This is a genomic window from Cellulomonas sp. PhB150, assembly GCF_003755175.1.
Classification (GTDB): Bacteria; Actinomycetota; Actinomycetes; order Actinomycetales; family Cellulomonadaceae; genus Cellulomonas.
This window is the reverse complement of record NZ_RKHX01000001.1, coordinates 1,523,921-1,549,759: the sequence shown is the minus strand read 5'-3', so window position 1 is coordinate 1,549,759 and position 25,839 is coordinate 1,523,921. Positions and strand designations below refer to the sequence as shown.

Genomic DNA, 25,839 nt, shown 5'->3' with positions numbered 1-25,839 from the left:
TCCGCATCATCACGCCGATCTGAACCAGCGTGATGATGCGGAATCGGCGTGTTGATCGCGGGGTGAGCCGGCGGGGGCGGCGCTGAGACGGGGGATCGCGGCGCCAGGCGGGGTCGGTAGGCTCGGCGACCGTGAAGATCCTCGTCGTCGGAACCGGCGCCCGTGAGCACGCGATCGTCCGCGCGCTGTCCCTCGACCCGGCGGTCACCGAACTGCACGCGGCCCCGGGCAACCCCGGGATCGGGGCGCTCGCCACGCTGCACACCGTGAACCCGCTCGACGGTCCCGCCGTCGCGGACCTGGCCGCCGACCTTGGCGCCGACCTCGTGGTCGTCGGGCCCGAGGCGCCGCTGGTCGCCGGGGTCGCGGACCACGTGCGCGAGGCCGGGATCCCCGTGTTCGGCCCGTCGGCCGAGGGCGCCCGCCTCGAGGGGTCGAAGGCCTTCGCCAAGGAGGTCATGGAGGCCGCCGGCGTCCCGACCGCCGCGCCGCGCGTCGCCACGGACCTCGAGCAGGCTGCGGCCGCGCTCGACGAGCTCGGCGCCCCGTACGTCGTCAAGGACGACGGGCTGGCCGCCGGCAAGGGCGTCGTCGTCACCGACGACCGCGACGAGGCGCTCGCGCACGCGCACGCGTGCCTGGAGAAGCAGGACGGCCGGATCGTCATCGAGGAGTACCTCGACGGCCCGGAGGTCTCGCTGTTCGTGCTGTCCGACGGCACCGACGTGGTCCCCCTCGTCCCCGCGCAGGACTTCAAGCGCGTGCACGACGGCGACGCGGGCCCCAACACGGGCGGCATGGGCGCGTACTCGCCGCTGCCATGGGCCCCGGAGGGCCTGGTCGACGAGGTGCTGGACCGCGTCGCCCGCCCGACGATCGCCGAGATGGCCCGCCGCGGCACGCCGTTCGCCGGCGTGCTCTACGTGGGACTCGCGCTGACGTCGAACGGCCTCAAGGTCGTCGAGTTCAACGCGCGCTTCGGCGACCCGGAGACGCAGGTCGTGCTCGCCCGGCTCGCCACCCCGCTCGCGGGAGTCCTGCTCGCGTCGGCCACCGGCGGGCTGGGCTCGCTGCCCCCGCTCGAGTGGCGCGACGACGCGGCCGTGACGGTCGTCGTCGCCTCCGAGGGCTACCCCGCGGACCCGCGTTCGGGCGACCCGATCCTCGGCGTCGTGCAGGCGGACGCCCTCGACGACGTGCACGTGCTGCACGCGGGGACGTCGCAGAAGGACGGCGTGCTGCTCTCGGCCGGCGGGCGGGTCCTGTCCGTCGTCGGCGTCGGCGCGGACCTGACGGCGGCGCGCACGGCGGCCTACGCCGGGGTCGACCGCATCAGCCTGCGCGGCGCGCACCACCGTTCGGACATCGCGCTGGCGGCGTCGCAGGGCTGAGGCCCGCAGGATCAGGGTCGAGCAGTCGACCGGACGAGGAGTGACCTGATGGGCAACGGGACGTTCGTGTACGGCGGCGGCACGTGGGGCGGGGACGCGGCCGACGAGCCGAGCCTGAGCATCGAGGTGCAGGACGGCGACATCGCCACGGTGGACTACCGGCCGGCGCCCGAGGGCCTGGGCCGGTTCTACCTCGGCTTCCAGCCGCGGGACTTCTTCGACGACCCCGCCGAGAGCGCGCCGGTGGACCTGGCCGGTGAGTCCGAGGCGTTCGCGGAGTGGGCGCTCCTGGTCGGCGCGGTGGACGTCGAGGCCAAGCACGTGCGGCGGCTGCTGGCCGATGATCACGTGGACGAGCCCGCCGACACGTTCGTCGAGGAGACGGTCGAGCGGCTCGTGCGCCTCGTCGGCCTGCCCATCCCCGAGGGGCTCGAAGGCGGAGACGACCTCGTCTGAGCCCCTGCGGACCGGCACACTAGGGCCCGTGACCTCCACGACGACCACCACGCACCTGCCCGGCTGGGCCCACACCTACTCCGGCAAGGTCCGCGACCTGTACGTGCCCGACTCCTCCGAGGCCGGCCAGGCGCTGACCGCCGAGCACGGCGACGTGGTCCTCGTCGTCGCGAGCGACCGCGTCTCCGCGTACGACCACGTGCTCAGCCCGGGCATCCCCGACAAGGGGATCGTGCTCACGCAGCTGAGCCTGTGGTGGTTCGAGCAGCTCGCGGACCTGGTGCCGAATCACGTCGTCTCGACCGACGTGCCCGAGCAGGTCGCCGGCCGCGCCATGGTCTGCCGCCGGCTCGCGATGTTCCCCGTCGAGTGCGTCGCGCGCGGCTACCTCACCGGCTCCGGCCTGGCCGAGTACCGCGTGTCCGGATCGGTGACGGGCATCGAGCTGCCGGCCGGGCTCGTCGACGGCTCGCGCCTGCCGGAGGCGATCTTCACGCCCGCGACCAAGGCCGAGCTGGGCGACCACGACGAGAACGTGCCGTTCTCCGCGGTGGTCGAGACGGTCGGCGCCGCGCAGGCGGAGACCCTGCGGGCCCTCACGCTCGCCGTGTACGCCCGCGCCGAGGCGATCGCGCGCGAGCGCGGCGTGATCCTGGCGGACACCAAGCTCGAGTTCGGCACCGACCCCGTCGCGGGCGAGGTCACCCTCGGCGACGAGGTGCTGACCCCGGACTCGTCGCGGTTCTGGCCGGCCGACGGCTGGCAGCCCGGGCGTGCGCAGTCGAGCTTCGACAAGCAGTTCGTCCGCGACTGGCTCACGTCGGCCGCCTCGGGCTGGGACCGCGAGTCGGACACGACGCCGCCGGAGCTGCCCGCGGACGTCGTCGCTCGCACGCGTGAGCGCTACCTGGACGCCTACGAGCGGCTGACGGGGACGCCGCTCGCGCTCTGAGGCTAGCCTCGCGAGATGGCCCCTGACGTGCGCACGGACCGAGGGCTCGACCGGCTCGTCAACTTCACCGACGCGGCCGTCGCCATCGCCATCACGATCCTCGTGCTGCCGCTGGTGGACATCGCGTCCGACTCGGGCGACACCAGGCTCGGGGACGTGCTGGCGGACCACGCCGACACGTTCATCGCGTTCCTCGTGACGTTCGCGGTCATCGCCCGCCTGTGGGTCGCCCACCACCAGCTCTTCGAGCGTCTGCGGTCGTACGACTCCGTCGTCGTCTGGCTCGTCCTGCTCTGGCTCGGGTGCATCGTCATGCTGCCCTTCGCGGCGCAGGAGCTGTCGAACCTGTACTCGAGCGACCCCTGGGTCTTCGTGCTGTACATCGGGCTGGTCACGGTCTCGTCGGCATCGCTCGCGCTCGTCAGCGTGCGGATCGCCCGCCGCCCCGAGCTCCGCGCGTCGGACTCGCCGGACGCGCACGACGCCGGCCGGTGGATCACCACGATCCTGCTGCTCGCGGCGCTCGGGCTCGTCCTGCTCGTGCCTTGGCCTGGCATGTTCTGGCTGCTGCTGCTCCTGCTGTCCGGTCCCGTCGAGAAGCTGTGGGCCCGCCGGCGGTGAGCGCGCTGCTGCTGCGTCGGGTGCGGCGCGTCGGGTACGACGAGCCCGTCGACGTGCTCGTGCGCGACGGCCGCATCGCGGCGCTCGGCACCCCGGGCGGGCCAGTCGAGGAGATCGACCTCGACGGTCGGATCGTCATGCCCGGCCTGTGGGACCAGCACGTGCACCTGACGCAGTGGGCGTTCGTGCGGCGCCGGCTCGACGTGTCGGCCGCCGCGTCCGCCGAGCAGGCCGTGGCGCTCGTCCGGCACCGGCTCGCGACGGATCCACCGGCCCCGGGTGCGGCCCTCGTCGGGTTCGGCTTCCGCGACGGCCTGTGGCCGGACGAGCCGAGGGTGGCGATGCTCGACGCGGTCGCCGGGCTGGTGCCCGTCGTCCTGGTCTCGGGAGACCTGCACTGCGCCTGGGCCTCGAGCGCCGGGCTGCGCTTCCTCGGAGCTCGGCGCACCGACGGCCTGCTGCGCGAGGGGGACTGGCTGCCCCTGCAGGGCGTCGCGGACCGGGTGCCCGACGACGTGGCCGACGAGATGGTCGCCGACGCGACCGCGGCCGCCGCGGCGATCGGCGTCGTCGGGCTCACCGACTTCGAGATCGCCGACAACCTCGAGGTGTGGCGGCGGCGTGCCGAGCACGCGCCGCCAGAGGTCCGGGTCCGGGCGGGCGTGTGGAGCCGGTACGTCGAGCGGGTCGTCCGCGAGGAGCTGCACACGGGCGACCGGGTGGCCGGCCCCGGCAGGCTCGTCGAGCAGGGGCCGCTCAAGGTCATCGTCGACGGCTCGCTCAACACGCGCACGGCCTGGTGCGACGACCCGTACCCGGGGCTGACCGGCCCGGAAGCGCGCGGGGTGCTCGCCGTGCCCGCCGAGACCCTGGTGCCGATGCTCGAGCATGCACGCCGGCACGGCCTGCGGGTCGCCGCCCACGCGATCGGGGACGCCGCGAACCGCCTGGTCCTGGATGCCTTCGCGGCGACCGGCGCCGCAGGTTCGGTCGAGCACGCCCAGCTGGTCGCCGACGCGGACCTGCCGCGCTTCGCCGCCCTCGGCATCACGGCGAGCGTCCAGCCGCAGCACGCGGTCGACGACCGGCACGTGGCCGACCGGCACTGGCGCGGCCGGACTCGCTCAGCCTTCCCGTACGGCGCGCTGCACCGGGCCGGTGCCCGGCTGGCGTTCGGGTCGGACGCGCCCGTCGCGCCGCTCGACCCGTGGGCGGCGATCGACGCGGCCGTCTGGCGGGCGGCGCCGGGCGACGAGCCGTGGCATCCCGAGCAGAGGATCGACGTGCTGACCGCGCTCGCGGCGTCCGTCGACGGCCGGCCGCTCGGCCTGCGGGTGGGAGACCCCGCGGACCTCGTCGTGCTCGACGACGACCCCGTCGCGCTCGCGGCGACACCCGGCGCCGTCCGGGGCACACGGGTGGCCGGCACCCTGACGGGTGGAACCTGGACGCACCCCTTGTCCCTATAGGTCGGCGCGCGATATATATCGCACATGACCTTCCGGATGAGCGAGCAGGCGTACCTCGTCATGCTCGCCCTGGCCGAGGAGCCGCGGCACGGTTACGGCGTCGTGCAGGCCGTCCTCACGCTGTCCGACGACCAGGTGAAGCTGGGCGCGGGCACGCTCTACGGGATCCTCGACCGGCTCGTCGAGGCAGGCCTCGCCGAGGCGTCGGGGGAGGTCGTCGTCGACGGGCGCCTGCGGCGGTACTACCGGCTGACCGACGAGGGGCTCGGGGCACTGACCGCGGAGACCGCGCGGCTGCGGGCCCTGGCGACGCGGGCGCAGCGGGTGCTCGGGGCTCGGCCGGCGTTCGGGGGTGCGTGATGGCGACCTTCGAGCGGTCAGCCGCCTTCTGGCTCCGGGCGTACCCGCGCCGGTGGCGCGCGGAGCGGGGCGACGAGCTGGTCGCGGTGCTGGCGGACCTCGCCGGGCCCGACGCCGTCCGGGTCGATCGGCGGACGGCGTGGGGGCTGCTCCGCAGCGGCTTGGCCACGCGCTGGCGGGGGAGCCCGCCGCTGCACATCTACCTCGCGTACCGATTCCTCGGTACCCCGGTGCCTGCTCGGTACCGCGCGTGGGTCCAGGACGACATCCTCGGACCGTCCTACCTCGTCAGCAGGGCGCTGTGGTCGGTGTGGCTCCTGCCCGTCCTGCTTCTGACGTGGCCGACCCACCTCGCCGTGACGTTCTTCCTCGTCGTCGCGGTGACTGGCATCGCCGGCGACCCCCGGACTGCTCGCGAGGTCGCGCTGCGCGGTCAGCTGGCGCCGTCGCCGTACACGCGTGACGGCGTCAGCGATGTCGTCACCGTGCTCGGCCCGCGCCGTCGGATCGCCGCGTCGGCGGCGTTCGCCGTGATGTCCGTCATCGGCGTGACGGGGTCCCTCACCTGGACCACGCTCCTCGGGCTCACGCGTCCGCTGGCCCTCGCACTCGGCGCGGGGATCGTCGCCGCAGGGGGCGGTCTGCTGCTGCTGCGTCGCGCGTCGTCGGTCACCCAGCCGCATCGCGTGCTCGTCGGGCTCCGTCCGCGTCATCTCGTCGCTGCTGGGTCGTGGGTGGTGATGATTCTGACCGTCGCGCTGGGGTCCGCAGCCGGGAGCTTCGTGGAACTCGGGTCGGTGTGGCTCGTCGTGACGCCGCTCGCGCTGGCGGTGTGGTGGTGGTCCGCACGGCGCGGGTCCACCCTCGCGGCCGTGGACGTCTGGCGTGCGCTGACCGGGCGGCGACCACGCCTCGACGCGGCCCAGCCGTTCCGACGAGTCGCGGCTGCGGGTGGGTTCGCGACGGCCGGTGCTCGCGAGGTGCGTGCTGCGGGTGCCGAAGGGTCGCACGCGTGAAGGGCGGCCGGTCGGCATCCGTCTGGTTGCGCGCCTACCCGCGCCGGTGGCGGGCTGTCCGCGCCTCCGAGATGCTCACGGTGCTCGAGGAGCAGGCCGGGCCGACCCGGCGGCTCGACGCGCGCACGGTCGTCGACCTGGTCCTCGGCGGCTGGGCGACCCGTGTGCGGATGCGGCCACCGCTGCGGGTCGTGGCCGCCTACCGCCTGTTCGACAGGCGCCCCGCCGCACGGTACGACGCGTGGCTGCGCGACGACGTCGACGGCCTGCTCTTCCCGCTGCGAGACGCGCTCTGGACCCCGGTCGCGCTGCTTCCCCTGGTGCTCCTCATCGCACAGGTCTGGTCGGACGCATGGGTCAACTTCGTGCTGACGGCACCGGTCCTCGTCGTCGGCCAGGCGATCGTCACGGCGTTCGGCAGGTCGCGGAGGATCGCGCACCTCTTCCCGCCGCCACCCGGTCCCGACGTCGGCCCGTTCCTGCCCTACCGCGGGCTCGACGGCGTGGTGGCATCCACCGATCGGGCCGTGGTCCTGGATCCCGACGCCCGTCGGTAGACTCCCCGGCGAACCCCCATCGCCGCGTGAGACCCCAGGAGCACACCCGTGGGACGAGTTGTCGTCGACGTGATGCCGAAGCCCGAGATCCTCGACCCGCAGGGCAAGGCCGTCGCCGGTGCGCTGCCGCGACTCGGCTTCGGCCAGTTCGCGTCGGTCCGCCAGGGCAAGCGCTTCGAGCTCGAGGTGGACGGGCCGGTGACCGAGGAGATCCTCGCGGCCGCCCGCGCCGCCGGCGAGCAGGTGCTGTCGAACCCCGTGATCGAGGACGTCGTCGCGGTGTACGAGGACGCGGTCGCGCAGGACGCCCAGGCATGACCCGCGTCGGGGTCGTCACCTTCCCGGGGACGCTCGACGACCGGGACGCCGCGCGCGCCGTCCGCCTGGCCGGCGCCGAGCCGGTCGCGCTGTGGCACGCCGACGCCGACCTGCACGGGGTCGACGCCGTGGTCCTGCCTGGCGGGTTCTCCTACGGCGACTACCTGCGCGCCGGGGCCATCAGCCGGTTCGCGCCCGTCATGGGCGAGATCGTCGAGGCCGCGGCCAAGGGGCTGCCCGTGCTGGGCATCTGCAACGGTTTCCAGGTCCTCACCGAGGCGCACCTGCTGCCCGGCTCGATGATCAAGAACGACCACCTGCACTTCGTCTGCCGCGAGCAGGTGCTGGCCGTCGAGAACGCCGACACCGCCTGGACGCGCGACTACACCGCGGGCCAGCACATCACCGTGCCGCTGAAGAACCAGGACGGCCAGTACGTCGCCGACGACGCCACGCTGGACGAGCTCGAGGGCGAGGGTCGCGTCGTGTTCCGCTACGTCGGCTGGAACCCGAACGGCTCGCGCCGCAACATCGCAGGCATCTCGAACGCTGCCGGCAACGTCGTGGGCCTCATGCCGCACCCCGAGCACGCGGTCGAGGCGGGCTTCGGCCCCGACGGCGCGAACGGCCCGCGCACGGGGACGGACGGGCTCGGCTTCTTCACGTCGGTGCTGCACTCGCTCGTCGGCTGATGACCACGCTGGACCTCGTCGCCTGGGACGACCCGGACGCCGCCGCGCTGCGCGTCGCTCAGCAGGCCGAGCTGCGCGAGCGCTACGGCGAGGACGACCTCGGCCACGACATGACCGGCGAGCAGATCGTCGCGATGGTCGTGCTGCGAGTCTCCGGCGGGGTCGTCGCGTGCGGCGCGCTGCGTGCGGCCGACGAGCTCGGCGCGGCCACCGGCGAGCTCAAGCGGATGTTCGTCCTGCCCGCCCACCGCGGCCGCGGCTACTCGCGGGCTGTCCTCACCGACCTGGAGCGGATCGCCGCCGAGCGCGGGTTCACGCGGCTGGTGCTCGAGACCGGCCCGCTGCAGCCCGAGGCGATCGGCCTGTACCTCGCGGCCGGCTACCGCTCGATCGACAACTACGGGGAGTACGTCGGGGTCGTCGACTCCCGCTGCTTCGCGAAGTCCCTCGCCGAGGTCCCGGCTCCCCGCCGCGCCGGCGGTGAGCGCAGGGCGGTCGTCGTCGAGCGCGTGACCTGGGACCACCCCGAGGCCGCCCACCTGCGGCACCGCATGTTCACCGAGTTCAACGGGCCCACCTATCCGGAGCTGGTGGACCAGCTCGAACAGGCGGGCGGCTTCTGGGCCGACGACGCCGCGCAGGGCGTGGGGGACCTGGCCACGTGGGTCGCGCGGATCGACGGCGTCGCCGTGGGCTGCGTGAGCATCCGGGCGCCCCGTGACGGGTACCCCCCGGGCTCGGCCGAGCTGAAGAAGCTGTTCCTCGAGGAGTCCGCGCGCGGGGCGGGCGCGGCGCGTGCCCTGCTGGCCGCGGCCGACGAGGAGGCGCGGGCGCTCGGCTACGCGAGCCTGGTGCTGCAGACCGGGATCCGCCAGCCCGAGGCGGTCGGCCTCTACCTCGCCACGGGCTGGCGCCCGATCGCCCCGTTCGGCCCCTACGTCGGGGACCTGCACTCGCTCTGCTTCGGCAAGGTTCTCGACGAGCAACCGTCCGGCTGAGGTCGGGCGGGAGCGATCAGCGCTCCGTCCTGAGGGCCCGCCACTCCCGCGGCGTCATGCCGTAGGCCTCGCGGAAGACCCTGCTGAAGTGCGTCGCGTCCGGGAAGCCCCACTGCCGGGCGACCGAGGCGATCGTCCGTGCCCGGGCGTGCGGCTGGGCCAGCTCGCGGCGGCACGCCTCCAACCGGTGCGTGCGGACCCAGTCGCCGAAGGTGATGCCGCAGCGGCCCAGGACGGTGTAGAGGTGCCGGACGGAGATGTTGTGCGCGTCGGCGACGCTGCGCGGACTGAGGCGGCCGTCGGCGAGGTGCGCCCGCATGTGCTCGAGCAGGCGCATCTCCAGGGTCGTCTGGAGCGACTCCTTGCCGAGTCCCGGGTCACCCAGGCTGGAGACGAGTGCCGCCCGGACCAGGTCGATCGTCGGCTGCGCCAGGCTGTCGGCGACCGCCCTCGCCCTCAGTCCGGGGCTGACGGCGAGCCGACGCAGGTACGACGAGGTCAGGGCTGCCACCGGGTCGTGGTCGCCCAGCGTCCGGGCCGAGACCTCGCGGATGGCCGAGGCGGGCAGGGCCACCTCGGCGAGCGGGATGCGGAAGAAGTGCGCGTCCAGGCCGCGGTCGAAGGCCAGCGTGTACGGGCTCGTCGTCGTGTAGACGGCGAACTGGCCCGGCCCCAGCTGCGCGTACCTGCCGTGCTGCGCCATGGCCGAGCTGCCCGTGGCCTGGAGCGTGACGAAGAGCTGCGGCTCGGAGTCGTCACGAGCCAGGCGCGGGCTCCGCGTGACGGTGGTCGCCATCGACCGCACCGAGAGCACCTGCACCGGCCCGGCCTCGGAGAGCGTCAGCTCGACGTCGATCTGACCGGGGTCGTCCGGCAGGTCGATGTCGACCCGGACGACGTTGCTGCCGACGGCCTCGCGGACGGCGGCGGCCCGGTCGGTGCCGGCCGCCTCGGTCGCGCTCCACAACGTCGTCATGACGACTCTCCGCGTCTGCCCGCTGAGCATCGATGGGGTGGCGCCGCGGCCACGTGAGCCCAGCATCCTCACGGAGGGCGCTCGGGCACAACCCTGCTGAGCCTGCGACCGATCCTCTGCGCACGCGCAGCACAGATCGACGCAGGGCGAGCCGATCCGCCGCCTCGGTGCGGTCCTAGCGTGTCGCGCACCACCCGACGACCCACGACAGAACGGCGGCGACGTGATGGCTGACTCCCCCCGACCGACCCTGACACCGCGCGAGCTCGCGGAGCTCGCCGAGGCCAACGCCTCGGGCCGCCGACCCGTGATGTTCGTGCACGGGCTGTGGCTCCTCTCCAGCAGCTGGGACCCCTGGCAGGCGATGTTCGAGGAGGCGGGCTACGCCACGGTGGCGCCCGGCTGGCCCGACGACCCGGAGACCGTCGCCGAGGCGAGGGCCAACCCCGACGCCTTCGCGCACAAGATGGTGCAGGCGGTGACCGACCACTACCTCGAGGGCGCACGTCAGCTGACCGTCAAGCCCGCGATCGTCGGGCACTCGTTCGGTGGGCTCATCGTGCAGAAGCTCGCGGGCGAGGAGGTCGCCGCGGCGACGGTCACCATCGACCCCGCGCCCGGCCGGGGCGTGCTGCCGCTGCCCGTCTCCGCGCTCAAGGCGGGCTCGCCGGTGCTGGGCAACCCGGCCAACGCGCGTCGGGCGGTGACGCTGACGTTCGACGAGTTCGTCTACGGCTGGGCCAACAACCTCGAGGAGGACGAGGCGAGGCAGCTCTACGAGGAGTTCCATGTCGCGGCGTCGGGCGTGCCGATCTTCCAGGCGGCCGCGGCCAACCTCAACCCGTTCAGCGAGACGAAGGTGGACTACACGGCGCAGGACAGGGGGCCGCTGCTGGTCGTGTCCGGCGAGAAGGACCACACGGTCCCGCACGAGATCTCCCACGCCGCCTACAAGAAGCACAGCAAGAACGCCTCGGTCACGGAGTTCGTCGAGATGGCGGGGCGGGGCCACTCGCTGACGATCGACCACGGGTGGCGCGAGGTCGCGCAGACCGCCCTCGACTTCATCGAGCGCTTCGCCCCGCCCGGGAAGGTCTGACCGGGACCGGCCGAGGCCACCGGTACCGGATTGGCCATCGCGCACCGGCGGACCCGCCGGGACGATGGACGCATGGAGATCCTCAGGTACCGCGCGTTCACCACGGCCGAGCCCGACCCGGCCTCGGGGAACCCGGCCGGCGTCGTGCTGGACGCCGAGGAGCTCGGCGACGCGGACATGCTCGCGATCGCCGCCGACCTCGGGTTCAGCGAGACCGCGTTCCTCACCGGGATCGAGCGCGACGCGGCCCGGGTCCGGTACTTCACGCCGCGCGCGGAGATCGCGTTCTGCGGGCACGCGACGATCGCCTCGGGGGTGGCGCTCGCGCAGCGCCGGGCCGCCGCCGCAACGGTCCGCCTGACGACGAACGCGGGGCTCGTCCCCGTCGAGGTGACCGCGGAGCGGGCGACGCTCGTGGCCGTCGACACCGTGGTCGAGCCGCTCGACGAGGCCATCGTCGGCGGCCTGCTGCGCGCGCTGCGCCTGGACGCCGGCGACCTCGACCCCGCGCTGCCCCCGGCGCTGGTGCACGGTGGCAACCTCCACCCGCTGCTCGCGGTGCGCGCGGGTGTCCTGGCGCGGCTCGACCACGACGACGAGGCGGTGCTGGCCCTGCAGGACGAGCACGGCTGGGACGGGACCGTGCCCGTCGTCGAGCGGCTCTCGCCGACGCGGTTCGCCTCGCGGAACCCCTTCCCGCGCGGCGGCATCCGTGAGGACCCGGCGACGGGGTCGGCGGCGGCCGGGCTCGGCGCCTACCTGCGCGCCGGCGGCCACGTCGAGGCGCCTGTGGTGATCACCGTCGACCAGGGCGCCGAGACCGGGCGACCGTCCTTCCTCGTCGTCGAGATCCCGCGCGACGGCCGCATCCGCGTCACCGGGACCGCGCAGGAGATGTAGCGCGCAGGATCGCGCCACCCGGGCGACGATGGCGCTCATGACGATCCGGATCGGGACGTCCGGCTGGTCGTACGACCACTGGGACGGCGTGCTCTACCCGCACGGCACGCCGACGAGCGCGCGCCTCGAGCACTACGTGCGCGAGTTCGACACCGTCGAGCTCAACGCGAGCTTCTACCGCTGGCCGCGGGACTCGACCTTCGCCGGGTGGCGCCGCCGGCTGCCCGACGGGTTCGCGATGTCGGTCAAGGCCCCGCGCGGCCTCACCCACGCCAAGCGGCTGCTCGAGCCCGAGGTCTGGGCCGGCCGCATCGCCGGTGCCTGGCACGAGCTCGGTCCTCGTCGCGAGGTGCTGCTGGTCCAGCTGCGGCCCGACCACGAGCGCGACGACGCTCGCCTCGACTGGTTCCTGCGGTCCCTGCCGGAGTGGGTGCGGGTGGCGGTCGAGCTCCGGCACCCGTCGTGGCTCGACGACGCCGTGTTCGCGATCCTCGAGCGGCACCGTGCTGCGTACGTCGTGATGAGCGGTGCGCACCTGCCTTGCGTGCTGCGCGCGACCGCGCCGTTCGTCTACGTGCGGCTGCACGGGCCGGACCCCGAGCACCTCTACGGCGGCGGCTACTCGGACGAGGACCTGCGCTGGTGGGCGGACAGGATGCGCGAGTGGGACGGCGGCGGGCGCGACGTGCTCGCCTACTTCAACAACGACGGCGGCGGGAACGCCGTGCGCAACGCCCGGACGCTGCGCGGGTTGCTGGGGGCGTGACGCCCGCGGTCGCGCGCCGTTCGTGATCGCAGGCATCGTTGAAGGTGTGGTGCACGCCCACGGTGCGTTCGCCGCAACCATTCGTGCAACGACGGCCAGGTGCCGGCGGATCGCGGCCCGCGCTGGCAGCGCGCGCGACTCGCGTTCCGGATGCGGTCTCACGGAGCGCGACCTAGCGTGGCCGTCCGGCCCGCCGCGGGCCGCACGACGAGGAGGTCGACACATGTCGCAGGACCAGATCGCCAAGGTCGCCGAGCTCATCAAGGACGCCCGCACCGCGATGCTCACCACGGTGGGTGCCGACGGGTCGCTCGTGAGCCGGCCGATGGGGGTGCAGGACGTGGACTTCGACGGCGACCTCTGGTTCTTCGCCGACGCCGACTCGCACAAGGTCGCCGAGATCGAGCACGGCAGCCCGGCCAACGCCGCGTTCGCGGACTCGTCGTCGTGGGTGTCGGTGTCCGGCCCGGCCGAGGTGGTCCGCGACGTGGCCAAGCAGCGCGAGCTGTGGGGGCCGGTCGCCGAGGCCTGGTACCCCGACGGGCCCGAGACCCCCGGCCTGGTCCTCGTCGTGCTGCACGGCGAGACGGCCGAGTACTGGGACAGCCCGGGCGGCCGCATCGCCACGGTCCTGAGCCTGGTCAAGGCGAAGGTCAAGGGCGAGCGCTACGACGGCGGCGAGAACGAGACCGTCTCCCTGTAACCCCCGGGAACCCCACCCGCGCGTGCGCCCGAAACGCATCGAGTGCGCCCGAAACGACGGGCGCACTCGATGGGGATTGGTAGCGCTCGCGGGTTAAGGGAGGGCTGCGAAGGCCTGGGTGAGGTCGTCCTTAAGGTCGTCCACGTCTTCCAGGCCTACCGAGAAGCGGACCGTGGACTCGGCGATGCCGACCGCCGCGCGGCCCTCGGCGCCGAGCTTGCGGTGCGTCGTGGTCGCCGGGTGCGTGACGATCGACTTCGAGTCGCCGAGGTTGTTCGAGATGTCGACGATCCGCAGCGCGTCGAGGAACGCGAACGTGGTCTTCTTCGCGACCTCGGCGGTCGCGTCGGCGGGCACGCGCAGGTCGAACGTCACGACCGTGCCGCCACCCTTCTGCTGCCGCAGCGCGAGCTCGTGCTGCGGGTGCGAGGGCAGGTAGGCGTAGCGCACGCGCGCCACCTCGTCGCGCTCCTCGAGCCACCGCGCGAGCTCCAGCGCCGAGGCCGTCTGGTGCCGGACCCGCAGCGAGAGGGTCTCGATGCCCTTGAGCAGCACCCACGCGTTGAACGGCGACAACGACGGACCGGTGTTGCGCACCAGGGTCTGCACCGGGCCACGGATGTACTCCTCGGGGCCGAGGATCGCGCCGCCGAGCACGCGGCCCTGCCCGTCGATGTGCTTGGTGGCTGAGTACACGACGACGTCCGCGCCCAGCTCGAGCGGGCGGGACAGGACCGGCGTCGCGAAGACGTTGTCGACGATCACCAGGGCACCCGCCGCGTGCGCGAGCGCCGAGACGGCCGCGATGTCGACGAGGTCCTGCATGGGGTTGGACGGCGTCTCGAAGAACACCACGTCGGCGGGGGTCGCCAGTGCGGCCTCCCACTGCGACAGCTCGTGGCCGTCCACGTAGTCGGTGGTCACGCCCCAGCCCGCGAGGAGCTCGTCGAAGATGACGACGCTCGAGCCGAACAGCGCGCGGGCGGCGACGATGCGCGAGCCCTGCTTGACGATCGCGGCGAGCGACGTGAACACCGCGGACATGCCGGTCGCGGTCGAGACCGCCGCCTCGGCGCCGTCGAGCAGCCGCAGCCGCTCCTCGAACGTCTGGACCGTCGGGTTGTTGTACCGGGAGTACAGGAACCGGTCGACGTCGCCCGCGAACGCGGCCTCGGCCTGACCGGCCGAGCCGTAGACGTAGCCCTGCGTGAGGAACAGCGCCTCGGACATCTCGTCGAACTCGGTGCGGACCAGGCCGCCGCGCACCGCGAGCGTGTCGGGCCGGAGCCCCTCACGTGCGACGCGGCGTGCGTCCCAGTCCCCGGGCCCGGGGACCCGGCTCACAGGTTCCGCCACGGGAGGCCGTCGGCCTGCCAGCCCTCGTGCCCGCGCTGCCCGTCGGCGCCCACGTCGCCCTCGAAGCCGTGCAGCACGTTGTACGACGGGCCGAAGCCGGCGGCCGTCGCCGCGTGCGCGGCCGCCACGGAGCGGACCCCCGAGCGGCACAGGAAGATGACGGGTCGCTCGTCGCCGGGCTCGAGGCCGGACTCGGCGAGCTGGCCCAGGAAGTTCGGGTTGGGCCCGGCGGGGGTCACCCACTCGACGAAACCTGAGCGGTCGTGCAACGAGGACAGATCAGGGACGCCGATCGTGCGCCACTCGCCGTCGGTGCGGACGTCGATGAGCAGCGCGCTCTCGTCGGACGCCAGCAGCTCCCAGGCCTGCTGCGGGGTCAGGTCACCTGCGTAGGGCATTGCTCTCCTCCATCGGTCCTGGCGGTAGCACCCTGCTCCGGGGCGTGTGCCCTGCCCCGGATGGGTTGCTGCGGCGTCGTCGAGCCAGATCTCTCGGCCGCTCTGGATGGTCCGGCGATGGTAGCGCGCCGGAGCCGCGACCATCCACGTGATGAACACCGCGTCCCGTCATGCGAGATAGGACGGGTGTGCCGTTGACCGGAGCGGTCGACGTGAGGAACCCTCGGGTTCAGGTCATGAGCGCCAGCGTCAAGCCCCGGCTCGCTGGCCGGCAACCCTCCTCCGCGGCGGGGTGCCCCGGGTGACGACCAGGCCGGCACCGATTGGTGCCCGGCAAGCGCGGGACACCCCATGGGCGGTGGTCCCTCGATCTGGAGGTGCACCATGACAGCGATCGCCGAGCGGACGTCCTGTGCGAGCGTCGACGACGTGATCAGCCCGCTGGTCCCCGTCGTCGGCGGCACGACCACCGTCCCCCTCGTCGACGGGACGCAGGTCGTCTACGCCAACCTCGACTACGCGGCCAGCGCCCCGGCGCTCGAGGCCGTGGCCGCGCGGGTCACCGAGGTGCTGCCGCTGTACGCGTCCGTGCACCGCGGCGCCGGGTACCTCTCGCAGGTCTCCACCGCGCTGTACGAGTCGTCGCGGCAGAGCATCGCGCGCTTCGTCGGCGCGCGCGAGGACGACGTCGCGATCATCACGCGCAACACCACGGACTCGCTCAACCTGCTGGCGGGCGTGGTCCCGGCTGGCGGACGCGTGCTCGTGCTGGACGTCGAGCACCACGCGAACCTGCTGCCGTGGGTGCACTCGCGCCCGGGCCAGGGGCACTCCACGACGATCCTGCCGATCGCCCGCACCGTCGCCGAGACGTTGCAGGCCCTGGCCGACGAGCTGGCCCGGCAGCCCTACGCGCTCGTCACGGTGACGGGCGCCTCGAACGTCACGGGCGAGTCCCTGCCGCTGGACCGCGTCATCGCGATCGCGCACGCCGAGGGCGCCCGGGTGGCCGTCGACGGTGCGCAGCTCGTGCCGCACCGCGGCTTCTCGCTCGCCGAGAGCGGCGCGGACTACGTCGCCTTCTCCGGGCACAAGACGTACGCCCCCTTCGGCGCCGGCGCGCTCGTCGGGCGCCGCGACTGGCTCGACGCCGGCACGCCGTACCTCGCAGGGGGAGGTGCGGTGCGCGACGTGCGGACCGACCGGACGGTCTGGCAGCCCGCGCCCGCGCGGCACGAGGCCGGCTCGCCCAACGTCATCGGCGCGATCGCGCTCGCGGAGGCCTGCGACCAGCTCGCCGCGCTGCCCGCCGGCGCCCTGCACGCGCACGAGCAGGCGCTGCGGGACCGCCTCGTCACCGGCCTGTCCGGCATCGAGGGCGTGCAGGTCGCGCGGATCTGGCCCGACTCCGAGGAGCCCGTCGGCGTCATCACGTTCACGGTGCCGGACCACGACCCGGGACTCGTCGCCGCCTACCTCGCCGCCGAGCACGGCATCGGGGTGCGTGACGGACGGTTCTGCGCCCACCCGCTCCTGGCGCACCTCGGCGCGACCGGCGGCGCGATCCGGGCGTCGGTCGGCGTCGGCACGACGAGCGAGGCGGTCGACCGCCTGGTCACGGCGCTGACGGCGTACCTGAGCGCCGGCGCGCGCTCGGCGTACGAGATCGTCGACGGCTGCTGGGCCGTGGTCGACGACACGCGCCCGCTGCTCGCGGTGCATGGCCTGGACCACCTCGCGGCGACCGCTGCGGCGGCCTGCGGACCCGCGCTCGACGACTGATCCCGCCCCCAGCGGTCGGACAATTCGTGCATCCGGATCGGCTGCTCGAACGGAAGAGGGGTCGAGGGGTGCCGGTCGGCGCCCTGCGCGGTGCGGCGCCTGGCGTCGCCCCGCGTCCCCTCGTCCGCTGGAGCTCGCCATGCCGATCCGTCGCTTCGTCTCCGCCCTCGCCGCCGCCTCCCTCGCGACCGGGGCGGTCGTCGTCCTCGCGCCCGCCGCGTCAGCCGCACCTCCGTCCGGGACGACGAGCCTCGCGGCCGTCCTCGCCTCGGACGGCGACACGTTCGACCGCAACTGGGGCGACTTCGACATCCTCGACCAGGCCGTCGGCGCGGTCCTCGCTGCCAAGCCGAGCAGCCCGGTCGCGGTTCTCGCCGACGGGACCGTGCCGCTGACCGCGTTCATCCCCACGGACCGGGCGTTCCAGCTGCTGGCCCTCGACCTGACGCACCGCTGGTACTTCACCGAGAAGGGCGTGTTCACCGCGCTCGCCAACGCCGTCGGCGTCGACGCTCTCGAGCAGGTGCTGCTCTACCACGTGGTCCCGGGCGCGACGATCGACTCGAAGACGGCGCTGTCCTCGGACAATGCGGTCCTCACGACCGCCCAGGGCGGGACCGTCAAGGTCGACGTGCTGTCCAAGCGGTTCGGCATCGTGCAGCTCGTCGACAAGGACCGCAACGACATCAACCCGTTCCTGGTCCCGGGGAAGCTCGACATCAACAAGGGCAACAAGCAGATCGCGCACGCCATCACGTTCGTGCTGCGGCCCGCCGATCTCTGACGTCTCAGCGCACCCGCAGGCCGACGTGGTCGGCGAGCGCGGGTGCCAGGTCGACGAGCTGGTCGGGGCTGATCGTCGCCCCGGCCAGCCCGTCGATGCCCTCGATGGACTCCAGGCCGCTGATCCCGCGCAGGTCCGTGTCCTGGTGGGTCGCGCCGGACAGCAGCAGGCGCCGCACGCGGCACTCCTCGAAGGTCAGCTTCTTGGCCTTGACGCGGGCGAGGTCCAGCTCGTCGATGACCACGCCGACGAACGTCACGTCGGTGAGGCGGGCGTCGCGCAGGTTGAGGTAGTCGAACTTGCCGCCGGTCACCCGCACCCGGGTCCACGTCGACCCGTACGCCTGGACGGCCCCCAGGCGCAGGTCGGTCCACGCGCTGTCCTGCCAGGTCGACGAGGCGAGCAGCAGCTCGCCGGCGCGCGAGTCGGCCACGGTCGTGTCGATGACCCGGGCGTGGTCGAGGCGCACCCCGTCGAGCGAGCACCCGCTGAACGAGCACTCCAGGACGCGGGCCGACGAGCCGTCCTGGCCGTCGAGCCGCTGCCCGATCACCTCCAGCCCGTCGAGGTCGGCTCCGGGCTCCAGGCTCATCTCGGTCACGCGCCCCACCCTGCCATGCACCCGTGACACCATCGCGCCGTGCACCACGACCTCGTCCTCGAAGGCCACGGCGTCCGGCTCGTCCCGCTCGACCCGTCGCACGCGTCCGCGCTCGTTGCCCTCGTCGACGACGCCCTGTGGCGCGGCATGACGAGCGCGACGCCGCGGACGCCGGACGAGATGGCGACCACGATCGCCGACGCCCTCGCAGCGCCCGGCCGGGTCTCGTTCGCCGTGCTCGGCGCGACCGGGGAGGTGCGGGGGAGCACGTCGTTCTACGACTGGGCGCCGCAGTACGCGCGCGTCGAGATCGGGCACACCTACTACGGGCGGCCGTGGTGGGGCGGCGCCACCAACCCTGCGTGCAAGCTGCTCCTCCTCACGCACGCCTTCGACACGTGGGGCTGCGCGCGTGTCGCCCTCCGGGCCGACTCGGAGAACACGCGCTCGACCGCCGCGATCCAGCGCCTGGGCGCGACGCCCGAGGGCGTGCTGCGGAGCCACCGCGTCCGCCCGGACGGGTCGCGCGGCGACACCGCCTACTTCTCGATCCTGGCCGACGAGTGGCCCGCGGTCCGCGCGGGACTCGAGGCTCGTCTGGCTAAGGGTCAGAGCGGGCGGACGGTCCCCGTCAGGTAGGGGCGGGTGCGCTTCGCGTCCCAGCCGGTGAACGCGAAACCCTCGTCGTCCGCAGCCACCCGGACCGTGACGGTCCCCGGCAGCAGCACGGGCTTGGCGAACTCGACGCTCCAGACGAACGCCTCGCCGCGGGCCGCGCCGACGTCGGCCAGTGCGCGCGCCGCGGTGTACATGCCGTGCGCGATGGCCCGCGGGAAGCCGAGCGCCTTGGCGGAGACCTTCGACAGGTGGATCGGGTTCCGGTCGCCGGACACCGCGGCGTACCGCCGGCCGACGTCGCCGGCCAGTCGCCACTGCCCGGTCGGCACGGGAGCGACGAACTCCTCGCGCGCGTCGCCTCCGGACTCGGCGGGAGACACGCCCTTGGCCAGGTAGGTCGAGACGCCCGACCAGACGAGCTCGCCGGCGACGGACACCTCGGTGACCAGGTCGACCTGTGTCCCGGCCCGGTGGGGGCGCAGGTCCTGCGCCCAGGCGCGCACGTCGAGGACCTCGCTGAGCCGGACCGCGCGCCGCTGGGTGACCACGTTGGACAGGTGCACGAGCCCGAGCAGCGAGAGCGGGAAGTCGGTCCGCGCCATGAGCGCGGTGGCGACCGGGAACGCGAGCACGTGCACGAAACCCGCGGGCAGGACGTCGCTCGCGGGCTCGCCGAGCAGGTGCTGGTAGTCCGTCAGGTGCGTCGGGTCGACCTCGACGCCCCGCACCTCGTACGCGACGTCGGGCAGGCCGGCAGGCGCCCGGCCCGCACGGCGGGCGATCGCGAGCCGTGCCGCGGCCCCGGCGCCGCGCGCGTAGACGCCGCCGAGCCCGGGGACGCCGGGCAGGGGGACCGTCCGGAGGGTCACTGACCCACCATATTCTGCCCGCACACGCGCAGCACGCGCCCGACGACGCCACCGGCGGCCGGCGAGGCCAGGAACGCGACCGTCTCCGCCACGTCCACCGGCTGCCCGCCCTGCTGCAGCGAGTTGAGCCGGCGCGCCACCTGGCGCGTGACCGCGGGGATGCGGGCGGTCATGTCGGTCTCGATGAAGCCGGGGGCGACCGCGTTGGCGGTGCCCCCGAACGCCTCGAGCAGCGGCGCGGTCGCGCGGACCATGCCGATGACGCCCCCCTTGGAGGCCGCGTAGTTGGTCTGGCCGCGGTTGCCCGCGATGCCCGACGTGGAGGCGAGCGACACGATCCGCGGGGCGTCGGTGAAGTCGCCCGACGTCAGGAGCGCCTCGTTGATCCGCAGCTGCGCGGCGATGTTCACCGCGAGCACCGGGTCCCACTTCTCGGGCGTCATGTTGGCGAGCAGCTTGTCCCGCGTGATGCCGGCGTTGTGCACGACGATGTCGATCCGCCCGTGACGCGCGAGCGCGTGCTCGAGGATCCGCTCGCCGGCGTCCTCGGCCGTGACGTCGAGCTGCAGCGCGGTGCCGCGCACGCGGTTGGCGACCGTGGCCAGGTGCTCGCCGGCGGACGGCATGTCCACCGCGACGACGGTCGCGCCGTCGCGGGCCAGCGTGTCGGCGATCGACTCGCCGATGCCGCGCGCGGCGCCCGTGACCACCGCGACGCGGCCCTCGAGCGGGCGCTCCCACGACGAAGGCAGCGTGCCGGCCGCGGAGGAGACCGTGAGCAGCTGGCCGTCGACGAAGGCCGAGCGCGTGGACAGGAAGAAGCGCAGGGCGCCGACGACCGACGGAGCGTCGACGCCCACCGCCGCGTCGAGCACGATCCCGTTGCCGGTCGACCCGCCGCGCAGCTCCTTGGCCAGCGACCGCAGCAGGCCGTCCACGCCCTGCCGAGCGGCGGCGACTGCGGGGGCGTCGTCGGCCGACGCCGTGCGCGACAGCGTGACCACGCGTCCGCCCCGGGCCAGCGACTTGAGGACGCCGGCCGCGGCGAGCACCGGCTCGCTGAGGTCGGTGGGCTGGGTGACCTCGGTGAGCACGACGACGACGGCCGCGTAGCGCAGGTCCGGCGTGGCGTTCCGGTGCACCTCGAGGTCCCAGGTCGTCGAGAGCAGCCCCGCGACCGAGTCGGCGTCGGCGCCGCGGCCGAGCACGAGGGCGGGACCCTCGAGCAGCGGCTGGCCCGGCCGATAGCGCCGCAGGGGAGCGGGCTGGGGCAGGCCCAGCTGCTTGGCGAGCTTCTTCGTGAAGCCGCTGTTGACCAGGTTCAGGTAGGTGTCGCTCATGGTCAGGCCGCCTCGAGGATCGCCGTCAGGCCGAGCCCGCCGGCCGCGCAGATGGACACGAGCGCCCGGACGGGACGGCCCTCAGCCGCGCGCCGCCGGTGCAGCTCCTTGCTGATGGTCGCCACGATGCGGCCGCCGGTCGCCGCGAACGGGTGCCCCGCCGCGAGGGACGACCCGTGCACGTTGAGCCGCGCACGGTCGACGGTGCCGAACGCGCCGTCGAGCCCCAGGCGCTCGCGCCCGAAGGTCTCCGACTCCCACGCAGCCAGCGTGGTCAGCACGGTGGACGCGAACGCCTCGTGGATCTCGACGTAGTCGAAGTCGGCGAGCGTCAGGCCGTTGCGCTCCAGCAGCCGCGGCACGGCGAACGCCCCCGCCATGAGCAGGCCGTCCACGCCGTGCACGAAGTCGACCGCGGCCGCCTCGGCGTCGACGACCACGGCGAGCGGCGTCAGGCCGTGGGCGGTGGCCCACGCGTCGTTGCCGAGCAGCACCGTCGAGGCGCCGTCGGTCAGCGGGGTCGAGTTGCCGGCGGTCATCGTCGCGGGGGTGTCCAGGCCGAGGCCGAACGTCGGCTTGAGGGTCGCGAGCTTCTCGAGCGAGGTGTCGGCGCGCAGGTTGCCGTCCTGCGACTGCCCCCGGTACGGGGTGACCAGGTCGTCGAAGAAGCCTTCCGCCCACGCGGCCGCGAGGTTCTGGTGCGACGCGAACGCGATCTCGTCCTGCGCCTCGCGCGTGATGCCCCACTGCGCGGTCGTCAGGGCCTGGTGCTCGCCCATCGACAGGCCGGTGCGCGGCTCCGACGTGCGCGGCGTGGCCGGCGCGAGGTCCTTGGGGCGGATCTTCGAGGCGGCCGCGATCTTCTGGCCGACCGACCGGGCTCGTGACAGGTCGAGCAGCGCACGACGCAGGCGGTCGCTCACCGCGATCGGTGCGTCCGAGGTGGTGTCGACCCCGCCGGCGACTGCGGACTCGATCTGGCCGAGGCGGATCTTGTTCGACAGCGACACCACCGTCTCGAGGCCCGTCGCGCACGCCTGCTGCAGGTCGTAGGCCGGAGTCTCGGCCGACAACGCCGAGCCGAGCACCGTCTCGCGCGTGAGGTTGAAGTCGCGGCTGTGCTTGAGCACCGCGCCCGCGGCGACCTCGCCGATCCGCTCGCCCTGCAGGCCGTAGCGCGCGACGAGCCCGTCGAGCGCGGCCGTGAGCATGTCCTGGTTGCTCGCGTGGGCGTACTTGCCGCCTGCGCGGGCGAACGGGATCCGGTTGCCGCCCAGCACCAGCGCGCGGGGCGCGGCGGCCGGGGTGGTGGTCTTCGAGGCTGCCATGGGGCGTCCCTCTCGCATCGTCGGGTGCATCGTCACTGATGGCTGGTGAAGTGCGTGTCCACGGACTTTCGTCCCTGGGTGTTTCCGGAACCCACAGTACCTGATACCTTCGGTCTCGTGAGCCCCATCACACCCAGCTCGAAGACGAGCGCCTCCACGACGAGCGGGTTGACCCTGCTGAGCAACGACGCCGCGCCCCCCACGGGACGCGGCGCCGGCCGCACGCCTGCGTCGTCGCCCACCGTGCCCACGACGCCCGCCTCCCGCCGCCCGGCCGAGGACGTGTTCGCCTCGGACGGCCGGTCCACCCGGTGGGCCGACCATCGCGAGGCCCGCCGCGCCGAGCTCGTCCGGATCGCGCGCCGCACGGTCCACCACAAGGGCCCCGACGTCTCCATGGAGGAGATCGCGACGGCCGCGGGGACCTCGAAGTCGATCGTCTACCGGTACTTCGCGGACAAGACCGGCCTGCAGATCGCCGTCGCCGAGGCCGTCGTGCTGCAGATCCAGGGGGCGCTCGAGGGCGTTCTGCGGGTCGCGCCGACGCCGCGGGACGGCCTGCGGGCGATGGTCGCGGTGTACCTCGAGATGATCGAGTCCTCCCCGCACGTCTACGCGTTCGTGACGCGCAACGGGTCGGTCGAGTCGGGCGGGCCGCTCGGCCACTTCCTCGACTCGGTGACCGCGCTGGTCGCGGCGCCCTTCGCGCGCGGGCTGACGGAGGAGGCCGCGGACGGCCGTCGCTACGCGCGGCGCCCCGAGGCCTCGCCCGACGACGCCACGTCCGCCCGCATCGCGCTGGCCGAGTCCTGGGCCGCCGGGGCCGTCGGCTTCGTCCGCGGCGCCGGCGAGTGGTGGCTGGCCCACCGCGACGAGCCCGGCAGCCCGGACCGCGAGGACATCACCGCGCAGGTCGCCGCGTGGCTGTGGGCGGGGCCGGTCGGCCTGCTCGCCCGCGAGCGCACGCGCCCCGAGGCCGAACCCACCACGTTGCAGGACGACGAGCACACGAGCACCACCAGGGAGAACCGATGACCGCCATCACCGACCGGCCCGCCTCGCTCGAGGCACCGCTGAACGACCCCCGGGACGTCCGCATCGACGTCCAGGCGCTCGCGAACCAGCTGCTGGGCCCGTACGCCGACCTGCGGCGCGAGGCGCGCGCGGTCGCCGGCAACCCCGACTTCCAGAAGATCGAGGGCCAGCCGGTCGCCGAGCACCGCGAGCGCGTGCTGCACCAGCTGCGCGAGCTCGCCGCGCACCACGACGTGCTGCGCGCGTTCCCGTCCCACCTGGGCGGCGCCGACGACCACGGCGGCTCGCTGTCCCGCTTCGAGGAGCTCGTCGCGGGCGACCCGTCGCTGCAGATCAAGGCCGGCGTCCAGTGGGGGCTGTTCGCCTCGGCGATCCTGCACCTGGGCACGGAGGACCACCACGAGCGCTTCCTGCCCGCGGCGATGTCCGTCGAGGTCCCTGGCGCGTTCGCGATGACCGAGACGGGCCACGGGTCGGACGTCGCCTCGATCGGCACGACCGCCACCTACGACCCCGCGACGCAGGAGTTCGTCATCCACACGCCGTTCCGTGCGGCGTGGAAGGACTACCTGGGCAACGCCGGCCAGCACGGCACGGCGGCGGTCGTGTTCGCGCAGCTCGTGACCGCCGGCCCGGAGCAGCCCGCGGTCAACCACGGCGTGCACGCGTTCTACGTGCCGATCCGTGACGAGTCCGGCGCCTGGGCGCCGGGCGTCGGCGGCGAGGACGACGGACTCAAGGGCGGCCTCAACGGCATCGACAACGGCCGCCTGCACTTCGACCACGTCCGCGTCCCGCGCACCAGCCTGCTCAACCGGTACGGCGACGTCGCGGCCGACGGCACCTACAGCTCGCCCATCGCGAGCCCGGGCCGCCGCTTCTTCACGATGCTCGGCACGCTCGTGCAGGGCCGCGTCTCGCTCGACGGTGCCGCCGCCAACGCGAGCAAGATGGCGCTGGCCATCGCGGTCACCTACGCCAACCAGCGCCGCCAGTTCGCCGGCGCGGGGTCGGACGAGGTCGTCCTCATGGACTACGGCCAGCACCAGCGCCGCCTGTTCCCCCTGATCGCCGAGACCTACGCGACGACGTTCGCGCACGAGGAGCTGCTCGCCGCCTTCGACGACGTCTTCTCCGGCCGCGGCGACACGCCCGAGGGCCGCGAGGACCTCGAGACGCTCGCGGCGACGCTCAAGCCGACCTCGACGTGGCACGCGATGAGCACGATCCAGGCCGCACGCGAGGCGTGCGGCGGCGCGGGCTACCTGGCGGAGAACCGCCTCGTCGGCCTGCACCAGGACATGGACGTTTACGTGACGTTCGAGGGCGACAACACCGTGCTGTACCAGCTCGTCGCCAAGCGCCTGCTCACGGACTACGCGCGCTCGCTCAAGGTCGCGGGCGCCGGGGACGTGGCCCGCCTGGTGGCCGGCCGGGCCGCCGACGCCGCACTGCACCGCACCCCGCTGATCCGCGCCGTGCAGACGCTGGCCGACGCGGGAGACGCGCGTCGCTCGGTGGGTCAGCTGCGCGACGAGGCGTCGCAGCGCGAGCTGCTCACGGACCGCGTCGAGTCGATGGTGGCGGACCTGGCCAACTCGCTGCGTCCGGCGCAGAAGATGGCCCCGGCCGAGGCCGCCGCGCTGTTCAACGCCCACCAGCACGAGCTCATCGAGGCCGCGCGAGCGCACGCCGAGCGCGTCCAGTGGGAGGCGTTCACGCGCGGGCTGGCCCAGGTGAGCGACCCCGCGACCAAGCAGGTGCTCACGTGGGTGCGCGACCTGTTCGGCCTGCAGGTCATCGAGCGGCACCTGGCCTGGTACCTGATCAACGGCCGCCTCTCGGCCGGCCGCGCCCGCACGGTCACCTCGTACATCGACCGCCTGCTGGTGCGCCTGCGCCCGCACGCCCAGGACCTCGTCGACGCGTTCGGCTACGGCCCCGAGCACCTGCGCGCGCCGATCGCGTCGGGCGAGGAGCAGGTCCGCCAGGACGAGGCGCGCGCCTACTACCGCGCGCAGCGGGCGTCGGGCGACGCGCCCGTCCCCGAGAAGCACCACCGCTGACCACCGACGCCCGGCACCAGCCGGGCGCCGGTCACGGCGCGCCCGATCCGGTGCGTCACGACCCCGGACCACCGCTCACGAGGCGGACGGTCCGGGGTCGTCGTGCCTACTTGCGCTTCTTGTTGCTCGTGCGGCGGTAGTGCAGGAGCCAGCCGATGACGACGCCGAGCGCGAGCGTGATCAGCAGGATCACCCACGTGGGCATGCGGACCGACAGCCAGAGCACGTCGAACGAGGCCTCCTGCTGGTTCTGCAGGATGATCACGACGGCCAGCACGACGACCACGCCGCCGAGGTACAGCCGCCACGGGATCGGCTTCTTGGCGGCCGGCGTGCCGCCGGGACGTGGGCTCGGGCTCTGACTGGTCATGCTGGCCTCCGTGTCGCT

28 protein-coding genes and 1 riboswitch are annotated in these 25,839 nt (G+C 73.7%); of the genes, 20 read left to right on the top strand and 8 right to left on the bottom strand.

The window, feature by feature from the left end; genetic code table 11:
- Nucleotides 1-131 precede the first annotated feature (131 nt).
- The 11 genes from purD to EDF34_RS07080 are packed head-to-tail and all read left to right on the top strand — an operon-like array spanning nt 132 to nt 8,830.
- A complete protein-coding gene (gene purD / locus EDF34_RS07130) occupies nt 132-1,391 on the top strand; it encodes a phosphoribosylamine--glycine ligase (RefSeq protein WP_123370529.1) in 1,260 nt (419 codons plus the stop codon).
- Between the two features lie 48 nt (nt 1,392-1,439).
- Nucleotides 1,440-1,847, top strand: coding sequence for a hypothetical protein (locus EDF34_RS07125; RefSeq protein ID WP_123370528.1), 408 nt, complete (start codon nt 1,440-1,442; stop codon nt 1,845-1,847).
- Between the two features lie 28 nt (nt 1,848-1,875).
- On the top strand, nt 1,876-2,799 hold the full coding sequence (locus tag EDF34_RS07120; RefSeq protein WP_233575220.1) for a phosphoribosylaminoimidazolesuccinocarboxamide synthase: 924 nt from the start codon (nt 1,876-1,878) through the stop codon (nt 2,797-2,799).
- Between the two features lie 15 nt (nt 2,800-2,814).
- A complete protein-coding gene (locus tag EDF34_RS07115) occupies nt 2,815-3,420 on the top strand; it encodes a TMEM175 family protein (RefSeq protein ID WP_199737650.1) in 606 nt (201 codons plus the stop codon).
- Complete coding sequence (locus EDF34_RS07110) at nt 3,417-4,889, top strand: amidohydrolase (protein WP_123370745.1); 1,473 nt, start codon at nt 3,417-3,419, stop codon at nt 4,887-4,889. The genes EDF34_RS07115 and EDF34_RS07110 overlap by 4 nt, the downstream gene beginning before the upstream one ends.
- A 24-nt stretch (nt 4,890-4,913) precedes the next feature.
- Nucleotides 4,914-5,249 (top strand): PadR family transcriptional regulator, encoded by a 336-nt coding sequence (locus tag EDF34_RS07105; protein ID WP_123370526.1) that lies wholly within the window; start codon nt 4,914-4,916, stop codon nt 5,247-5,249.
- Nucleotides 5,249-6,265, top strand: coding sequence for a hypothetical protein (locus EDF34_RS07100; RefSeq protein ID WP_123370525.1), 1,017 nt, complete (start codon nt 5,249-5,251; stop codon nt 6,263-6,265). The genes EDF34_RS07105 and EDF34_RS07100 overlap by 1 nt, the downstream gene beginning before the upstream one ends.
- A complete protein-coding gene (locus EDF34_RS07095) occupies nt 6,262-6,822 on the top strand; it encodes a hypothetical protein (protein WP_123370524.1) in 561 nt (186 codons plus the stop codon). Before EDF34_RS07100 ends, EDF34_RS07095 begins: the two co-directional genes overlap by 4 nt.
- Before the next feature lie 48 nt (nt 6,823-6,870).
- Nucleotides 6,871-7,140: a phosphoribosylformylglycinamidine synthase subunit PurS gene (gene purS, locus EDF34_RS07090; protein ID WP_118768479.1), complete on the top strand. Its 270-nt coding sequence runs from the start codon at nt 6,871-6,873 to the stop codon at nt 7,138-7,140.
- Entirely contained in the window at nt 7,137-7,832 is a 696-nt protein-coding gene (gene purQ / locus EDF34_RS07085; protein WP_123370523.1) for a phosphoribosylformylglycinamidine synthase subunit PurQ, read from the top strand. Before purS ends, purQ begins: the two co-directional genes overlap by 4 nt.
- A complete protein-coding gene (locus EDF34_RS07080; protein WP_123370522.1) occupies nt 7,832-8,830 on the top strand; it encodes a GNAT family N-acetyltransferase in 999 nt (332 codons plus the stop codon). The genes purQ and EDF34_RS07080 overlap by 1 nt, the downstream gene beginning before the upstream one ends.
- Before the next feature lie 16 nt (nt 8,831-8,846).
- Here the strand turns inward: EDF34_RS07080 and EDF34_RS07075 are convergent, their stop codons facing one another.
- The gene (locus EDF34_RS07075; RefSeq protein WP_123370521.1) at nt 8,847-9,806 is read right to left on the bottom strand and encodes a helix-turn-helix domain-containing protein; all 960 of its coding nucleotides are present in this window, start codon (nt 9,804-9,806) and stop codon (nt 8,847-8,849) included.
- Nucleotides 9,807-10,032: 226 nt separating this feature from the next.
- Between EDF34_RS07075 and EDF34_RS07070 the strand changes: the two genes are divergently transcribed.
- The 4 genes from EDF34_RS07070 (at nt 10,033) to EDF34_RS07055 (ending at nt 13,274) form a co-directional block, all read left to right on the top strand.
- Nucleotides 10,033-10,905, top strand: coding sequence for a carboxylesterase (locus EDF34_RS07070; protein ID WP_123370520.1), 873 nt, complete (start codon nt 10,033-10,035; stop codon nt 10,903-10,905).
- Nucleotides 10,906-10,977: 72 nt separating this feature from the next.
- Nucleotides 10,978-11,805, top strand: a complete 828-nt coding sequence (locus tag EDF34_RS07065) for a PhzF family phenazine biosynthesis protein (protein WP_123370519.1) — start codon at nt 10,978-10,980, stop codon at nt 11,803-11,805.
- A gap of 37 nt (nt 11,806-11,842) precedes the next feature.
- Nucleotides 11,843-12,571: a DUF72 domain-containing protein gene (locus EDF34_RS07060; RefSeq protein ID WP_123370744.1), complete on the top strand. Its 729-nt coding sequence runs from the start codon at nt 11,843-11,845 to the stop codon at nt 12,569-12,571.
- Between the two features lie 223 nt (nt 12,572-12,794).
- On the top strand, nt 12,795-13,274 hold the full coding sequence (locus EDF34_RS07055; protein ID WP_123370518.1) for a pyridoxamine 5'-phosphate oxidase family protein: 480 nt from the start codon (nt 12,795-12,797) through the stop codon (nt 13,272-13,274).
- Nucleotides 13,275-13,367: 93 nt separating this feature from the next.
- On the opposite strand, the gene EDF34_RS07050 is transcribed toward EDF34_RS07055, so the two are convergent.
- Together EDF34_RS07050 and EDF34_RS07045 are read right to left on the bottom strand one after the other, a co-directional pair.
- Nucleotides 13,368-14,618 carry an O-succinylhomoserine sulfhydrylase gene (locus tag EDF34_RS07050; RefSeq protein ID WP_123370517.1) on the bottom strand — a complete coding sequence of 417 codons (1,251 nt, stop codon included), beginning with the start codon at nt 14,616-14,618 and terminating at the stop codon, nt 13,368-13,370.
- Complete coding sequence (locus tag EDF34_RS07045) at nt 14,615-15,028, bottom strand: rhodanese-like domain-containing protein (RefSeq protein WP_123370516.1); 414 nt, start codon at nt 15,026-15,028, stop codon at nt 14,615-14,617. Before EDF34_RS07045 ends, EDF34_RS07050 begins: the two co-directional genes overlap by 4 nt.
- 232 nt (nt 15,029-15,260) lie before the next feature.
- A riboswitch (SAM riboswitch) is annotated at nt 15,261-15,374 on the top strand.
- 38 nt (nt 15,375-15,412) lie between these two features.
- Between EDF34_RS07045 and EDF34_RS07040 the strand changes: the two genes are divergently transcribed.
- Together EDF34_RS07040 and EDF34_RS07035 are read left to right on the top strand one after the other, a co-directional pair.
- Nucleotides 15,413-16,810: an aminotransferase class V-fold PLP-dependent enzyme gene (locus EDF34_RS07040; protein WP_123370515.1), complete on the top strand. Its 1,398-nt coding sequence runs from the start codon at nt 15,413-15,415 to the stop codon at nt 16,808-16,810.
- 139 nt (nt 16,811-16,949) lie between these two features.
- Nucleotides 16,950-17,594 carry a fasciclin domain-containing protein gene (locus EDF34_RS07035; RefSeq protein WP_123370514.1) on the top strand — a complete coding sequence of 215 codons (645 nt, stop codon included), beginning with the start codon at nt 16,950-16,952 and terminating at the stop codon, nt 17,592-17,594.
- A gap of 4 nt (nt 17,595-17,598) precedes the next feature.
- Here the strand turns inward: EDF34_RS07035 and EDF34_RS07030 are convergent, their stop codons facing one another.
- Complete coding sequence (locus EDF34_RS07030) at nt 17,599-18,186, bottom strand: pentapeptide repeat-containing protein (protein ID WP_123370743.1); 588 nt, start codon at nt 18,184-18,186, stop codon at nt 17,599-17,601.
- Nucleotides 18,187-18,234: 48 nt separating this feature from the next.
- On the opposite strand from EDF34_RS07030, the gene EDF34_RS07025 reads away from it, so the two are divergent.
- Entirely contained in the window at nt 18,235-18,834 is a 600-nt protein-coding gene (locus EDF34_RS07025) for a GNAT family N-acetyltransferase (RefSeq protein ID WP_123370513.1), read from the top strand.
- On the opposite strand, the gene EDF34_RS07020 is transcribed toward EDF34_RS07025, so the two are convergent.
- The 3 genes from EDF34_RS07020 to EDF34_RS07010 are packed head-to-tail and all read right to left on the bottom strand — an operon-like array spanning nt 18,804 to nt 22,350.
- Nucleotides 18,804-19,682, bottom strand: a complete 879-nt coding sequence (locus tag EDF34_RS07020; protein ID WP_123370512.1) for a MaoC/PaaZ C-terminal domain-containing protein — start codon at nt 19,680-19,682, stop codon at nt 18,804-18,806. The two genes, EDF34_RS07025 and EDF34_RS07020, sit on opposite strands and share 31 nt — an antisense overlap.
- Nucleotides 19,679-21,022, bottom strand: a complete 1,344-nt coding sequence (locus EDF34_RS07015; protein WP_123370511.1) for a 3-oxoacyl-ACP reductase — start codon at nt 21,020-21,022, stop codon at nt 19,679-19,681. The genes EDF34_RS07020 and EDF34_RS07015 overlap by 4 nt, the downstream gene beginning before the upstream one ends.
- Nucleotides 21,023-21,024: 2 nt before the next feature.
- Nucleotides 21,025-22,350, bottom strand: coding sequence for an acetyl-CoA C-acetyltransferase (locus EDF34_RS07010; RefSeq protein WP_123370510.1), 1,326 nt, complete (start codon nt 22,348-22,350; stop codon nt 21,025-21,027).
- Nucleotides 22,351-22,467: 117 nt separating this feature from the next.
- Here EDF34_RS07010 and EDF34_RS07005 point away from each other — a divergent pair, with 117 nt between their 5' ends.
- Together EDF34_RS07005 and EDF34_RS07000 are read left to right on the top strand one after the other, a co-directional pair.
- Nucleotides 22,468-23,385 (top strand): TetR/AcrR family transcriptional regulator, encoded by a 918-nt coding sequence (locus tag EDF34_RS07005; RefSeq protein ID WP_370450032.1) that lies wholly within the window; start codon nt 22,468-22,470, stop codon nt 23,383-23,385.
- Nucleotides 23,382-25,451: an acyl-CoA dehydrogenase gene (locus EDF34_RS07000; RefSeq protein WP_123370509.1), complete on the top strand. Its 2,070-nt coding sequence runs from the start codon at nt 23,382-23,384 to the stop codon at nt 25,449-25,451. The genes EDF34_RS07005 and EDF34_RS07000 overlap by 4 nt, the downstream gene beginning before the upstream one ends.
- 106 nt (nt 25,452-25,557) lie before the next feature.
- Here EDF34_RS07000 and EDF34_RS06995 read toward each other — a convergent pair whose 3' ends face one another.
- Nucleotides 25,558-25,821: a LapA family protein gene (locus EDF34_RS06995; RefSeq protein ID WP_158615055.1), complete on the bottom strand. Its 264-nt coding sequence runs from the start codon at nt 25,819-25,821 to the stop codon at nt 25,558-25,560.
- Nucleotides 25,822-25,839 lie beyond the last annotated feature (18 nt).